15 protein-coding genes are annotated in these 14078 nt (G+C 61.8%); 5 read left to right on the top strand and 10 right to left on the bottom strand.

Annotation, left to right across the window (positions count from 1 at the left end; all coding sequences use genetic code 11):
- The first annotated feature begins 249 nt into the window (after positions 1–249).
- Positions 250–579 (top strand): FtsB family cell division protein, encoded by a 330-nt coding sequence (locus ABF757_RS00120; protein WP_025861713.1) that lies wholly within the window; start codon positions 250–252, stop codon positions 577–579.
- Positions 580–697: 118 nt separating this feature from the next.
- Here the strand turns inward: ABF757_RS00120 and rpmG are convergent, their stop codons facing one another.
- Complete coding sequence (rpmG, locus tag ABF757_RS00115) at positions 698–865, bottom strand: 50S ribosomal protein L33 (protein WP_003623017.1); 168 nt, start codon at positions 863–865, stop codon at positions 698–700.
- Positions 866–1007: 142 nt separating this feature from the next.
- On the opposite strand from rpmG, the gene ABF757_RS00110 reads away from it, so the two are divergent.
- A complete protein-coding gene (locus ABF757_RS00110) occupies positions 1008–2210 on the top strand; it encodes a molybdopterin molybdotransferase MoeA (protein WP_415480405.1) in 1203 nt (400 codons plus the stop codon).
- A 131-nt stretch (positions 2211–2341) separates the two neighbouring features.
- The gene (lexA, locus tag ABF757_RS00105) at positions 2342–3007 is read left to right on the top strand and encodes a transcriptional repressor LexA (RefSeq protein ID WP_415480404.1); all 666 of its coding nucleotides are present in this window, start codon (positions 2342–2344) and stop codon (positions 3005–3007) included.
- A 66-nt stretch (positions 3008–3073) separates the two neighbouring features.
- Here lexA and bioD read toward each other — a convergent pair whose 3' ends face one another.
- Genes bioD through ABF757_RS00090 form a run of 3 tightly spaced genes read right to left on the bottom strand, consistent with a single transcriptional unit; the run spans position 3074 to position 6394 of the window.
- Complete coding sequence (bioD, locus tag ABF757_RS00100; protein WP_415480403.1) at positions 3074–4528, bottom strand: dethiobiotin synthase; 1455 nt, start codon at positions 4526–4528, stop codon at positions 3074–3076.
- Complete coding sequence (locus tag ABF757_RS00095) at positions 4525–5211, bottom strand: alpha/beta fold hydrolase (RefSeq protein WP_415480402.1); 687 nt, start codon at positions 5209–5211, stop codon at positions 4525–4527. The genes bioD and ABF757_RS00095 overlap by 4 nt, the downstream gene beginning before the upstream one ends.
- The gene (locus ABF757_RS00090; RefSeq protein WP_415480401.1) at positions 5204–6394 is read right to left on the bottom strand and encodes an aminotransferase class I/II-fold pyridoxal phosphate-dependent enzyme; all 1191 of its coding nucleotides are present in this window, start codon (positions 6392–6394) and stop codon (positions 5204–5206) included. The genes ABF757_RS00095 and ABF757_RS00090 overlap by 8 nt, the downstream gene beginning before the upstream one ends.
- A 58-nt stretch (positions 6395–6452) precedes the next feature.
- Here ABF757_RS00090 and ABF757_RS00085 point away from each other — a divergent pair, with 58 nt between their 5' ends.
- Positions 6453–7757 (top strand): adenosylmethionine--8-amino-7-oxononanoate transaminase, encoded by a 1305-nt coding sequence (locus ABF757_RS00085; protein WP_415480400.1) that lies wholly within the window; start codon positions 6453–6455, stop codon positions 7755–7757.
- 25 nt (positions 7758–7782) lie between these two features.
- Here the strand turns inward: ABF757_RS00085 and ABF757_RS00080 are convergent, their stop codons facing one another.
- The 6 genes from ABF757_RS00080 to ABF757_RS00055 form a co-directional block, all read right to left on the bottom strand.
- Positions 7783–8250, bottom strand: a complete 468-nt coding sequence (locus ABF757_RS00080; RefSeq protein ID WP_415480399.1) for a molybdenum cofactor biosynthesis protein MoaE — start codon at positions 8248–8250, stop codon at positions 7783–7785.
- A gap of 4 nt (positions 8251–8254) precedes the next feature.
- Positions 8255–8545 carry a MoaD/ThiS family protein gene (locus ABF757_RS00075; protein WP_415480398.1) on the bottom strand — a complete coding sequence of 97 codons (291 nt, stop codon included), beginning with the start codon at positions 8543–8545 and terminating at the stop codon, positions 8255–8257.
- 33 nt (positions 8546–8578) lie between these two features.
- A complete protein-coding gene (locus tag ABF757_RS00070; RefSeq protein ID WP_415480397.1) occupies positions 8579–9118 on the bottom strand; it encodes a hypothetical protein in 540 nt (179 codons plus the stop codon).
- A gap of 84 nt (positions 9119–9202) precedes the next feature.
- Positions 9203–9772, bottom strand: coding sequence for a CDP-diacylglycerol--glycerol-3-phosphate 3-phosphatidyltransferase (gene pgsA / locus ABF757_RS00065; RefSeq protein ID WP_025861041.1), 570 nt, complete (start codon positions 9770–9772; stop codon positions 9203–9205).
- A gap of 90 nt (positions 9773–9862) precedes the next feature.
- The gene (uvrC, locus tag ABF757_RS00060) at positions 9863–11824 is read right to left on the bottom strand and encodes an excinuclease ABC subunit UvrC (protein WP_415480396.1); all 1962 of its coding nucleotides are present in this window, start codon (positions 11822–11824) and stop codon (positions 9863–9865) included.
- A gap of 243 nt (positions 11825–12067) precedes the next feature.
- Positions 12068–13156: a dipeptidase gene (locus tag ABF757_RS00055; protein WP_415480515.1), complete on the bottom strand. Its 1089-nt coding sequence runs from the start codon at positions 13154–13156 to the stop codon at positions 12068–12070.
- A gap of 113 nt (positions 13157–13269) precedes the next feature.
- Between ABF757_RS00055 and ABF757_RS00050 the strand changes: the two genes are divergently transcribed.
- On the top strand, positions 13270–14067 hold the full coding sequence (locus ABF757_RS00050) for an exodeoxyribonuclease III (RefSeq protein ID WP_415480395.1): 798 nt from the start codon (positions 13270–13272) through the stop codon (positions 14065–14067).
- Positions 14068–14078: the final 11 nt, after the last annotated feature.

Below are 14078 nucleotides of genomic sequence, written 5' to 3'. Positions count from 1 at the left end.
CCCCCCCCACAAACACCCCCTCCCCGCCCCCTCGCGCTCCCACGCGCCCCCCGGCCGCGGTTGGGCTGCGATTCAAAAAAAAAACCCCCCCCCCCCCCCCCCCGGGGGGCCCCCCCGGGGGGGGGGCCCCGCACCCGGCTCCAGCCCCGGCAATCCGGCGCGCTGCAATTCCCTTTACCGGCCTGCATATGTGGTTTAGTACTGTAAAGGTGCTGTACTTCGCACATTTTACAAGCAGGACTGGAAAACGTGCAGATAGGCCGCTTTATTCGCCGTGTTGTTCGCGCTGTCGTACCGCCCACCGTATTCCTCGGAATTACGGTGTATTTCGGCTGGAACGCCACGCAGGGCGACCATGGCATGCAGGCATATCAGCAGCAGCTTGGCCTGCTGGCACAGGCACAGCAGGCACAGCAGGACGCCCTGACCGAACAGGCCGCATGGCGGCGGCGCGTCAACGGCCTGAAAGAACAGTCTCTCGATACCGATATTCTGGATGAACGCGCCCGCGCCATGATGAACATGGCCGACAAGAACGATATCGTCATTCCCTATGACCGGCATGACCCTTTATTCTGATCACGCGCGGCTTGTCTGGCCTAGAACGAAAAACGGCGCCCTGAGGCGCCGTTTTTCGTTGTGTGGAACAAAGCCCACCGTAACAGGCGGCTATGCCGCCCGCCCCGTTCCGCTAGATTTATTTAATCTTGGCTTCGCGGAAAACGACGTGCTTGCGCGCGACGGGATCGTACTTCTTGAGTTCCATCTTGCCCGTGTGAGCGCGGGCATTCTTTTTGGTCACGTAGAAGTAACCCGTGTCGGCCGTCGAAACGAGACGGATCTTGATGACATTGGTCTTGGCCATGATTTCCTCGGCAGAGCGTGTTTACGGAACCGGACATGCGGCTCCGGCGATGTTCAAGTGGCCGCAAAATGCCATACAAAAGAAAAAGGTCAAGCTTTCTTGCACCAAAACAGTACCTCGGGCAGCAAAAGGAGAATAATTTATGCTTGATGTGGCCACAGCGCGCGCACGGATCCTGTCGGGCATTGTCGCCTGCGGGCAGGAAACCGTGCCACTCGGCAGCGCGCTTGGGCGTGTTCTCGGCCTTGATGTGCACGCCCGCCGGGCCAATCCGCCTGTGTCGGTTTCCGCCATGGATGGCTATGCCGCCCGCGCACAGGACGCCACAGAAGGCGCTGTACTCCATGTTATAGCCGAAGCCCCTGCAGGCCACCCCACGGCGCATGTCATCCAGCCGGGCGAGTGCGTGCGGCTTTTCACCGGCAGCCAGATCCCCGCCGGAGCCGATACGGTTATCATTCAGGAAAACACGCAGCGCGAGGGAGACCGGATCACCCTCACACACGCCTCTGCCGCAGGCCGGTTTATTCGCATGCAGGGGCAGGATTTCGCTCAGGGCACATGCCTGCTGCAAGCGGGCACCAGACTCGGCCCCAAGGAAATCGGCCTTGCGGCGGCGAGTGGGCATGCGTGGCTGACCGTCACCCGCAAACCGCGCGTAAGCGTTCTGAGCACGGGAGATGAAATTGCCCTGCCCGGCGACCCCGTTCGTGAGGATGGTATTTTCAATTCCGCACTGTTCATGGTGACGGCCTGCCTGCAACAGGCCGGAGCCGAGGTGCTCATGCTCCCCTCCGCACGGGACACCACACGCTCCCTGACCGAAGCCTTTGCCCAAGCGCGCCAGAGCGACATGCTGGTGACGATAGGTGGTGCCAGTGTCGGGGCCTATGACCTTGTCCGCCAGTCGCTGACCGATATCGGCCTCACGCTCGATTTCTGGAAAATCGCCATGCGACCCGGCAAGCCCCTGCTTTCGGGGCATATCGGCTCTACCCCCATCATCGGCCTGCCGGGCAACCCGGTGGCAGCGCTGGTCTGTTCCACGGTGTTTGTGGCCCCCGCCATCCAGCGCATGATGGGCATGGCTGTTGCTGACACGCTCCCCACCGAACCGGCCATACTGGGTGTGGATGTCGGCCCGAACGACCAGCGGCAGGATTTCCTGCGTGCCACATTGTCCAACGCTCCAGCACCCGACAGCCTGCCCGTTGTCACGCCTTTCGCCAGTCAGGACTCCGCACAGCTTCACATTCTGGCGCAGAGCCAGGCCCTTATCATCCGCGCCCCCCATGCCCCGGCGGCGGCGGCAGGGAGCCCATGCCAGATCGTGCGTCTTTCATGACCCGCCCAAAGCCGCAATCACCGCAAAGAAATTGAGCGGAACCACCGGGAAGCAATTGACAGAAAACGAGAACTTACATAGAACAAAAAGCGGGCTTTCCCGATTTTTTCACTTGCTTTCCGGGGTGCGAAATGCTGACACGCAAACAGCACAAACTTCTTCTGTTCATTGATTCGCACCTCAGGCAAACGGGCTTTTCCCCTTCCTTTGACGAAATGCGCGAAGCCATGGGCCTGCGCTCCAAATCAGGTATTCACCGCCTGATTTCGGGGCTGGAAGAGCGCGGTTTTCTGCGCCGCCACCATCACCGTGCTCGTGCGCTCGAGGTCATTCAGTTGCCGGGAGCCGAGGCAGAACTGCCCGCTAACGTAATTCGTGCGCGCTTTAACCGCCCCGCACAGGAAAACGAGCAGGAAACCATCAAGGTGCCGCTCTACGGCCGTATTGCCGCCGGCCTGCCGATTGAGGCCGTGGCCTCCGCAGGGGCCAGCCTGAGCGTGCCTGCGGCCATGCTGGGCAACGGCGAATATTACGCGCTGGAAGTCGCTGGCGATTCCATGATCGAAGCCGGTATCATGGATGGAGATCAGGTGATCATCCGCAAGACCGATCAGGCCGAAAACGGGCAGATTATCGTGGCCCTGATTGATGAAAGCGAAGTCACGCTCAAGCGCCTGCGCCGCAAAGGCGGCATGATTGCGCTTGAACCCGCAAATGCACGCTACGAAACACGGATTGTTCCCGCCGACCGGCTCCGCATCCAAGGCCAGCTCAGCGGCCTGCTGCGGCAGTACTAACCGCCTTCATACACAGGTTCAGCCGCCAGCCCCTCTGGCGGCTCCCCTTACGGGGGAAGCAGCGCCTTACGCGCCAGCAATCTCTGACCATGGCGGAAGCAGGGCTGCCAGCCTCTCCACGGTCGGAGCATCTAGCTCGGCTTCATGCGGGATTTCGGCCAGAATCCGCACCTTACCCTTATCGGCAATCGTACGGCTGTTTTCCGGGTTGGGCGGGCCATTCAGCACCACACCTGCCACGGCAATACCTCGGGCACGCAGGGCCTCAAGGCTGAGCAGCGTATGATTGAGCGTGCCCAGCCCACTGCGTGCCACCAGCACAACAGGCAGCCCCCAACGCTGCGCCAGATCGACCATCATGATCTCGTCCGTCACTGGCACCATCAAACCGCCAGCCCCTTCCACCACAAGCGGTTGCTGCGGCGCCTCCATAGGCAGGGCCAGCAGGGCGGGGTCGATCGTCACACCTTCCGCACGCGCGGCTGCTTCGGGAGATAGCGAGGCCTGATAGGCCCCGGCGGGTGGGAAACACCGCACGCCCTGCCCCTGCATGGACTCTCCCCCTGCCAGTCTGGAAACAGTCGGGGTATCGCCTTCCTCATCCGCAAGCCCGCTTTGCAGGGGCTTCCAGTATAGCGCCTGCCAGCGCCGCACCAGACAGGCCGAAACCAGCGTTTTGCCCACACCGGTATCGGTTCCGGTTACGAACACACCCGCACGCGCCGGGCGTCGGAAACACCCATATGCCAGTTCCCACGTTACGGCAGCGCCGCTTTCCTCAAAACGGGTGGCCACACGCCTCAGCGCCCCGGCACTCATGCCTGAGGCATCTGCCCGCGGCGTATTGGCTCCGGTTGCCTTCAGATGCCGGACAAAATCCAGCCCCGTGCCAAAGGCCTGCACACAGCGCTCAGCCCGCCATACGCCCTGACAAGGATACGGCACCCAAAGGGCCAATGCCGCCATATCCGGGTAAGCAGGCGTTGCGGGCCTCTGCCCTTCCTGCTCACACGCTGTCTGCCACTCGGCAAACGTGCCCGCGCGCAGGGTCGAAACCGCCAGCACGCCACCGGGTGCCAGCAGGCCCGCCAGCCGGTTCAGGGCTTCAGCTGGGTTATCCAGCCATTGCAGCACCAGATTGCCGCAAATGACATCAAACGGGCCGCCGATATCCGGCATAGCGGCGTCCATCAACCGGACATCCACCCGCGTACCCAGCCGGGCAGTGACACGCTCAAGCATCTGTGGGGCGTAATCCGTCGCCAGAATATGGGCCTGCGGCCACAGGGCACATAGCTGCGCACTCAAAAAGCCAGTGCCACAGCCAATTTCCAGCACGCGCAAAGGTGTATGCGCCCGCTCGGCCATAGTGTGCGCCAGATCGCCCGCCAGAGTGCGCGCCGCCACCCGCTGGAGTGTTGCAGCCTCGTCATAGCCCTGCGCGCCATCAAAACGGTCGCGGATATGCGCCTGCCGTAGCGTAACGGGCTGCGGTGTTTCTCCTGTCAAGGAACCGGTCATAACGGCATCTCCCGCATTGTCTGGCGGCACCGCTCCACAAAAGCAGCGCAGGTGTCCGGGTCGGTCTGTGGCAGCAGGTGCCCCCCTTTTGCCCAGAGGGGATCAAGCGTTCCTGGCAGGGACGCCACGGTCATGGCCTGAGGCACGATCGGGTCTTCCTGCCCGGCCAGCACGGCCACACGCCCCTGCATACCTGCCAGCGAGGTGCGGGCATCGCCCTCGCGCAAAAGGGCCAGCCCTGCGGTGAGAGCAGGCACATCCAGCGCCATTTCCTCGGCTAGAGGCGCAGCGCCACAACGCGCGCGAAAATCGTTCACAACGGTCAGGGGAGTCCTGTCCAGTCCCTGTACCATACGCCCCAGCACGCGCGGCGCTACACCGGCGGAAAAATCTGGCCGTGCTGCAAAGCAGCCAAAAGCATTGATCCCTGCCAGAAAACTGCCTTCCGGTAAGCTCACCTGACTGGCCAGCCACAAAAAGCCCAGTGAATGTCCTACGGCCAGCACAGGGCCACCCGCCTGACAGAACGCCGCCAGCGATGTCGGGTCCACCCCCTGCCCGCCGCCGAAAAAGCCTAAATCGGCCACGGTAACATCAGACCAGCCCAACCTTTCGCGCAGCGGGGCCCAGAACGCAGGTCCAAAACCCCAGCCATGAACCAGCACCACACGGGGGTCAGTCATGAGGCAGGCTCCGGCTGGCCTGTATAATGGCTGTAGCCAGCGCTTCCACCTGCTCATGGGTGTGGTGTGCATGCAGCACCACACGCAGGCGACAGGCACCCGGCGGCACCGTGGGCGGGCGAATGGCTACGGCCAGAAAACCAGCCTGTTCGACCGCACGGGCAAGCGCCAGGGCATCCTGTTCGCGCCCGACAATAACCGGCACGATCTGCGTGGATGACGGGCCGACATCCAGCCCCTGTTCGGTCATACGCTGGCGAAACAGGTCTGCCAGTTCAGCCACATGAGCACGGGAGTGGTCCATGCCCGGCAGCAGGTCCAGCGCCGCGTCCACCGCCCCCAGCACCAGAGGTGACGGTGCAGTGGAAAACACAAACCCCGAGGCCGCGTTTTCCAGCCAGCGGCACACAGCATCCGAGGCCGCTACAAACGCCCCCATACTGCCCAGCCCCTTGCTGAAAGTGCCCACGACCAGATCTGCCCGCCCGGCCACAAGCCCCTTGCCCTGTGCCCCCAGAATACCCGTGGCATGCGCCTCATCCACACACAAAAACGCATTATACTGGCGGGCAAGGGCATGCAGCGTTTCCAGATCGGCACGGTCGCCATCCATGCTGAACACGCTTTCCGTCAGGATCAGCCGCAGACCCGGCCCTGCGGCCTGTTCCAGCACGGCGCGCAGGTGCTCCATATCGTTATGACGGAACCTGACCGGCCTGATACCCGCAGCCGCACAGCCCTGATACAGGCTGGCATGCATGAGCCTGTCTGCCAGAACCGTGGCCGGAGCCCCCGTCACCTGCCGCGACAGGCTGGCAAGAGCAGGCACTATGGATGCGTTAGCCTGCCAGCCGGAAGAAAAAATCCGTGCAGCCTGCATGCCCTTGAGCGCTGCCAGCCTGTTTTCCAGCCCACGGGTGGCAGGCATGGAGCCTGTAACCAGCCGCGATGCCCCACTGCCGCTACCAAAAAGCCGCCCCCACTCCGCCCCGCGTTCAGCCAGCAGAGGGTGCGTGCGCAGGCCCAGATAGTCGTTGGAGGAAAAATCCACCACGCTCGCACCCTCGGCACCCTGCCGCAGGAACGCACCACCCTCGGCACGCCAGTCCCGGCACGACCGTAGACGGCCCTGCCCGGCGAGAGTATCCAGCCCTTTAAGAAACAGATCATCAAACCGCATCATGACACGACTTGGTGCCGGAGCGCGCGCCTTCGGTCAATCTTCCAGCTAGGACACGCGCATGAATACCGCTTCTTCCAACACTCACGCGGCCCATGCCCCCCTGACACCGGCCCCCGCATGGTACGAGCAGGGCCTGCCCCATATCTGGCTACCCTACAGCCAGATGCAGACCGCCCCGCCGCCCCTGCCCTGCGTTGCAACACAAGGTAGCCGCATAACGCTGGCGGATGGCCGCACGCTGGTCGATGGCGTGGCCGCTTGGTGGACAGCATGCCACGGCTACAACCACCCGCATATTCATGCCGCAGCCGCCGAACAACTGGCGCGCATGCCCCATGTCATGTTCGGCGGCATGGCGCATGAACCCGCCCTACGCCTCGCCAGCCGCCTATGCGCCCTGCTGCCGGGTGACCTCGAACGGGTTTTCTTTACCGATTCCGGCTCGGTAGCGGTTGAGGTGGCCATGAAAATGGCCATCCAGTACAGGCTGAACCGGGGCGAGCAGACCCGCACGAAAATGCTGGCGTTTCAGGGCGGCTACCATGGGGACACGCTGGCCACCATGGCAATCTGCGACCCCGAGGAAGGCATGCACCACCTCTATGGCGCGGCACTGGCGCAGCATGTCATCGCCCCCCTGCCGGTGGATGAAGCCAGCACTGCACGTTTTTACAGCCTGCTGGAACAGCATGCCCATGAACTCGCAGCCATTATCGTCGAGCCTCTGGTCCAGGGTGCTGGGGGCATGCTGTTCCACCCCTCGCATGTCTTGCAGACCCTGCGTGCAGCAGCCGACCGCTACGATGTCCTGCTGATCCTTGATGAAATTTTTACCGGATTCGGCCGCACCGGCAGCCTGTTCGCCTGCCAGCAGGCGGGGATTGTGCCTGACATCATCACGCTTTCAAAAGCGCTGACAGGCGGCACCATGGCACTAGCCGCCACCATTGCGCGGCGTCATGTGTTCGAGGCTTTCCTGTCAGACAACCCCGAACACGCGCTCATGCACGGCCCGACCTTTATGGCCAACCCACTGGCCTGCGCCTGCGCCAATGCCTCGCTCGACCTGTTCGAGAGCGAGCCCCGGCTTGAGCAGGTTGCGGCCATCAATGCCATTCTGACCGAAGAACTGGAAGCCTGTCGCCACCTGCCCGGCGTGCGCGATGTCCGCACACTCGGAGCCATTGGCGTGGTGGAACTGGAGCGCATTGCCAACCCTGACAGCCTGCGCCAGACCTTTATCACCCATGGAGCATGGGTGCGTCCGTTCCGCAATATCGTCTATCTCACCCCCGCCTTCACCATTAGTGAAGACGAACTGCGGCACCTTACACGCACAATCCGCACGGTGCTGGCGAGCTAAAAACCCTTCCCGGCCCCGCAGTGCTTCAGGGGGAATCCCAAGCACTGGCAGCGGCGTCATCTTCCGCGCGGGCCTGCACCCATGTCGTGCTGCCGCCCGCGTATTCTTCCTTCTTCCAGAAGGGGGCCCCTGTCTTCAGCCGGTCTATCAGGAAACTGGTGGCCGACAGGGCTGTGCCGCGATGGGCCGCACAGGCCCCCACAAACACGACCTGCTGGCCTACCTCCAGCCGCCCGACACGATGGATCAGTGTGCAGCCCAGCAGGTCAAAACGCTCCATGGCCTCGTCCGCCAGAGCCTGCATGACTTTTTCCGTCATGCCCGGATAATGTTCCAGCGTAAGGCTGATCAGCCCATCGCCACCACGCACCTGCCCGATAAACAGGCTGACCCCACCAGCCTGCATGGACAGGGCGGACAGGCGCGCCATTTCCACTGCCACATCAAACGGTGCTTCCTGCACCGCCACATGTACCGCCTGAGCCTTTGGCATCGGTTCAGCCACCAGTCATGGGCGGGAAAACCGCAACTTCATCACCCGGGCGCACCAGATCATCCATTGCACACAAAGCGTGGTTGACCGCCACACGCAGCCGGGGCTCCTCCGCCAGTGCCGAAGCAGCCCGCGCATCCGCTGCACCCAGCCGCGCCAGCAGGGCCGATACCACCAGACCTTCGGGCGGAATGGCCAGTTCCTGCGTCTCGCGCCCGATCCGCTCACGCAAGGCGGCAAAATACAAAACCGTAACTGTCATGCCGGTTTTTGCACTCCCTTTAACGTCTACCATGCCCAGCCCCCTGCAATGCCATCCACCGTGCCGTCAGCCGCCACGCCCCGCACCAGCGCGAGACCTTGGCCGCGAGACCAGCTTTTCCGTCCGCACCGTGCCGTCCGGCTCTACATGGGTGATGCTGCCATCGGCGTTGGGAATATCTATAGAGGTCGCACCCGTTCCGCCAGCTTTCCCCATGCTGCCTGTTGCATGGGGCGCTCCATCATCCATCCCCTGATGCCGGTCATCGATATGGAGTTCCTGCCCGTCTGGCAGCACTACCTCGGGAGCTAAAGAGGCCGCATTGCTCCGCTCCGCCCGCGCTGCATGGTCGCTCGGCAGAACCGTTGCCTCGTCCAGCAGTGGCCTTACCGCTGAAACATCCAGCTTCATGGGGGCAGAACGCTCGGTATCCCTGCGCATGATATCGTCATGACGGATATGCCGCCGGGATTCGGTATCCAGCCTTACAAGTGCCGCCTGTGCGCCCGTGGGCGGAGGCACTTTCAGGGTACAGCCACCCAACAGCAGGACAAAGCCGCACACGCAGCCCCGTAGCCAGCATATTGGAACAGACAGGCCCGGCATTATTGCGCCTTTCCGCCCACCATCATGAAATACGGCAGAAAAATCCCATACAGGCACATGGCGGCAGAGCAGCATTGTGCGCGCTCAGCGCTCGACATGCCTCAGGCCGGTTGTCAGGTAATCCCAGCCGGTAATCAGAGTCAGCACAGCCGCAATCCACAGGAGTGCCGCCCCGATAAAGGAAACCGGCAGCCACGGCACGCCAAGCACCTGCCCGGTGCCATCCCCGGCAAGAAGAAAGCCGATAGCGGTCATCTGGAAGCCGGTTTTCCACTTGGCCAGCCGCGTAACCGGCAGGCTCGCCCGTCGCTCGGCCAGATATTCGCGCATGCCGGACACCAGAATTTCGCGGCACAGAATAACAATGGCGGGCCACAGGCTGAAATAGGGTAGCCGCATATACCCGGCCAGCACCATCAGGCACGCACCGACCAGTAGCTTGTCCGCAATGGAATCGAACATGCGGCCAAAATCCGACAACTGATGGCGTGAGCGCGCGAGCTTGCCATCAAAATAATCGGTAATCCCTGCGAGAATGAACAGAACGCACGCAGCCGCATTGGCATCAGGCGTACCCCACGCGGCCAGCCACACCACAACCGGGATGGCCGCGATACGCGAAAGCGTCAGGACATTGGGCAGATCTGTCAGCATCGAAACGGATGTTAGCGTATTTCGGCCCCTGCTGGAATGCCTGCCAGCCTCCCAATTGGCTCAAGCCGTTTTTTTTGATCAGACCGTTACCTAGCCAGGCTGCCAGTCCGGGTGGAAATGTCCGTAAATGACACGCGCCATTTCGCGGTTAATGCCCGGTGCAGCTTCAAGTTCCGCAAGGCCTGCCTGCCGCACGGTTCGCGCTGAGCCAAATGTATTGAGCAACATTTTTTTGCGTGCTGGGCCTATGCCCGGAATATCGTCCAGTTCCGACGTTACCAGCGTTTTGGAACGCCCCGCCCTATGGGTGGTGATGGCGAAACGGTGCGCCTCATCACGCAGGCGCTGGAGATAGTACAATACCGGGTCACGCGCATCGAGCTGGAAGGGCGCGCCATCACCCGTGTAAAACCACTCGCGCCCGGCGTCGCGATCCGGTCCCTTGGCAATACCAACCAGCTTCACCCCCGTAACGCCCAGTTCATCCAGCACCGCACGCACGGCGGAATACTGCCCGGCACCGCCGTCGATCAACAGCACATCGGGCCAGTTACTCGTATCCCCGGCCTCGGCCTCTTTGAGTGCCCGGCCAAAGCGACGCTCCAGCACCTCACGCATCATGCCGAAATCATCGCCCGGTGTGACCGGACCACGGATACGGAACTTGCGGTAAGCCTTACGGTCAAACCCCTCCGGCCCGCCCACAATCATGACCCCATAGGCATGAGCGCCCTGAATATGGCTGTTATCGTAAACCTCGATCCGCCCGGGGGGCGCATCCAGCCCGAACAGGGTTGCAACGCCTTCCAGCAGGCGGGCCTGCCCGGCTGTTTCCGCCAGCCTGCGCTTGAGCGCATCGCGGGCATTGGTGACGGCATGATCCAGCACCTGCTTTTTTTCACCGCGCTGCGGGCAGGCAATCTCCACTTTGCGGCCACGTCGCAGGGACAGCGCCTCGGCCAGAAGGGCCTGCTCTGGCAGATCGGCATTGACCAGTATGCGGGCTGGACAGGGCTTGTCGTCATAAAACTGGGCAATGAAGGCACTCAGAATATCGCCCGCAGCCTCATCCTGCGTATGGGCAGGAAAGAACGAGCGACTGCCGTTGTTACGTCCACCACGAATGAAGAACACCTGAATACAGGTCTGCCCGCCTTCCTGCCACAACCCCAGCACATCCGCCTCAGGCAAGGAGGCGGGATTGATGGTGCTGGACTCCTGCATTTGCGCCAGAGCGCGAATACGGTCACGCAGTAAGGCAGCTCTTTCAAAATCAAGGGCTTCGGCGGCTTCGTTCATTTCATGCCCCAGCGTTTCACGCAGGGCACCGTCCTTGCCGGACAGGAAATCACGCGCCTGCTCCACAAGCTGCGCGTAGTCCTGTGGTGCTATCCGGTCCACGCAGGGGGCGGAGCAACGCTTGATCTGGTACAGCAGGCACGGCCTGCTCCGGCTGTTGAACACCGCATCGGTACAGGAGCGGAGCAGAAACACCCGCTGGATCAGGTTCAGGGTCTGGTTAACAGCCCATGCGGAGGCAAATGGCCCCCAGAGCGACGCCCCTTTGACGGCCTTGCCACGGTGCTTGGCAATTTGCGGAAATGGATGTTCATCCGTCAGCATCAGCCACGGGTAGCTTTTGTCGTCCCGCAGCAGGATGTTAAAGCGCGGCTTCATGCGCTTGATGTAATTGGCCTCAAGCAGCAGAGCTTCGGCCTCGGTATGGGTGGTGACGATTTCCATCGTAACCGTATCCGACACCATTCTGCGCAGCCGCTCAGGCAGGCGCGCCACATGGGTGTACGATGTCACCCGTTTACGTAGCGACAGGGCCTTGCCCACGTACAGCACCTCGCCCCGCGCGCCAAGCATGCGGTAGACACCCGGCGCATACGGCATGGTGCGCAGGGCGTGGCGTATGGCCTCGACTCCTTTCAGGCCCTCTGGCTGCTCCTGTATCTTATTCCCGCTTTGCGGGCCGCTGCCCCCCGGCTGGGTATCGGACACGCTGGGGGTTTCAGAGGCACCATTTTCGGTTTTCTGTGCTGTCATAAGGCGCTCTTTTGAGGCGGCAATTTTCATCCACCGTTTTTGTGGATAACTCTGTGGAACAGATGGGCCGGACAGACTGCAAGCCGCAGATTTTCGGCCTTTCCATCAGAATGCCCATTTTTTAAGCATGAACAACAAGCGTTTGATTCAGAAGGTTTTTATCAAAAAAGCCTTTCTTACCACACCATGCAGTTCGGAGAATTTGTTTAAAATAGAGGCTGTCAAGAGAGAAGTGGACAATTTTTATGCCTCCCCCACACCTTCCATAATCACCCTTTGTTCCACCGCCGCCTGCTCGGCCTGTTCCAGCAGGCGCAGGAAATTGCCGCCCCAGAACGCCTCGATTTCGCTCCGGTCATAACCGCGCCGGTGCAGTTCTTCCGTCAGCAGTACGCCCTGTGTGGCGTCACGCCAGTCCGACAGGGCACCACCGCCGTCGAAATCGGAAGAAATACCCACATGCTCGACACCCAGCCGCCGCACCACGTAATCGATATGGTCGACAAAATCGGCAACGCCCGCCGTGCGTCGCCCCTCCTCGGGTTTGGGGCGCAAAAACGCAGGCATGGCGGTAATCTGGATAACACCACCGCTCGCGCCCAGCGCATCTAGCTGCCCGTCATCAAGGTTACGCGGGTGGTCGCACAGGCTGCGCACGCAGGAATGGCTGGCCACGATCGGCGTGGCCGAGACTTCAACCGCCTGCATCATGGTCTGGCGAGAGGCATGCGAGACATCCACCACCAGCCCAAGCCGGTTCATGTCACCGATAGTCTCGCGCCCCAGAGCAGATAGCCCGCCATGCCGCTGGGGCGTATCACCCAGACTGGGCCGGTGGATAGCCGCATCCGCCAGAGCGTTATGGCCGTTATGCGTCAGGGTGACATAGCGCGCTCCGCGCTGGCGGAACTGCTCCAGCAACGCCGTATCTTCGCCCATGCTGTAGCCGTTTTCCACCGCCGCCACGACGGCAATCACCCCTTGGGCATGGGCAGCGCGAATCTCGGCCGCCGTATCGCACCGGCGAGCCGTAACACTATTGCGGCTGTCCTGCATGCGGTTGATGGTATCGAGCATGTCCAGACATTGCTGTCCGGCCTGTGCATGAGCTTCCGCCGTAACAGGCCCCTGCCCGATATAGGCTACGAAACAGCCCGCCGACATGCCGCCGCGCTGCATTTTGGGCAGGTCCACATGCCGGTCTGACGTGTCATCAAACGCATCGTCACGGTCAGGCCATGGAATGTCTATGTGACTGTCCAGCGTCAGAATGGAACGATGCAGCGCCCAGATTTCCGGCGCGGGCGAAGGCTGTGTGTCGTGTGCGGTCATGCTCATGAGAATGGCCTCACCGGCCGGAATTGCAAGAGGTCGCACGCATAATCGCCCCCTAGTCACGCTGCTTTTTTCTTGCCCCGCACGCCACAATACGCCATGCCCCAGCCATGCGACTTGTCACCTGGAACATCAACTCCCTCCGCCTGCGCCTGCCCCTGCTGGAAAAGCTGGTGGCCGACATCGCCCCCGATGTGGTCTGCCTGCAGGAAACCAAGGTGCCGGACCCTCTTTTTCCCGCCGAGGCCCTGCGCGCGCTGGGTTTCGAGCACCTGCACTATCAGGGCATGAAGGGTTATAACGGCGTGGCCATTCTCTCGCGCCACCCGCTTGAGCCTCTGAACAACCTGCCGGTGTGGTATGAAAAGGAAGACTGCCGCCATATCGCAGCCCGGGTGCATGGTCCGCAGGGCAGCGTGGAGTTGCATGATTTCTACGTGCCCGCCGGGGGGGATGAACCCGACCCCGCCATCAACCCCAAATTCGCCCATAAGCTGGCATTTGTGGAAGAGGCAACACGGTGGTTTGCCCAGCGTGAGAACAACCGCACCATTCTGGTGGGTGATCTCAATATCGCTCCGCTGGAACATGACGTGTGGAGCCACAAGCAACTACTGAAGATCGTCAGCCATACGCCCGTGGAAACCGCAGGCCTGGAAAGCTGGCGCCAGACGGCGTTTGTGGACGCAATGCGCCACTTTGTCCCGCCTGAGGAAAAGCTCTATACGTGGTGGTCCTACCGCAACCGCGACTGGAAAAAATCGGATCGGGGCCGCAGGCTCGACCATATCTGGGTCACACCTGACCTTGTGCCCGAACTCTCCGCCATGCGCGTATTACGCGATATGCGTGACTGGGATTCCCCTTCGGATCATGTGCCGGTTGTCATGGATCTGGCAGCCCCCTGATAGGGCGGGTC

The organism is Acetobacter papayae, from assembly GCF_047721125.1.
Taxonomy (GTDB): Bacteria; Pseudomonadota; Alphaproteobacteria; order Acetobacterales; family Acetobacteraceae; genus Acetobacter; species Acetobacter papayae.
The sequence above is the reverse complement of the archived record's forward strand: the minus strand, read 5'-3'. Positions and strand labels throughout refer to the sequence as shown.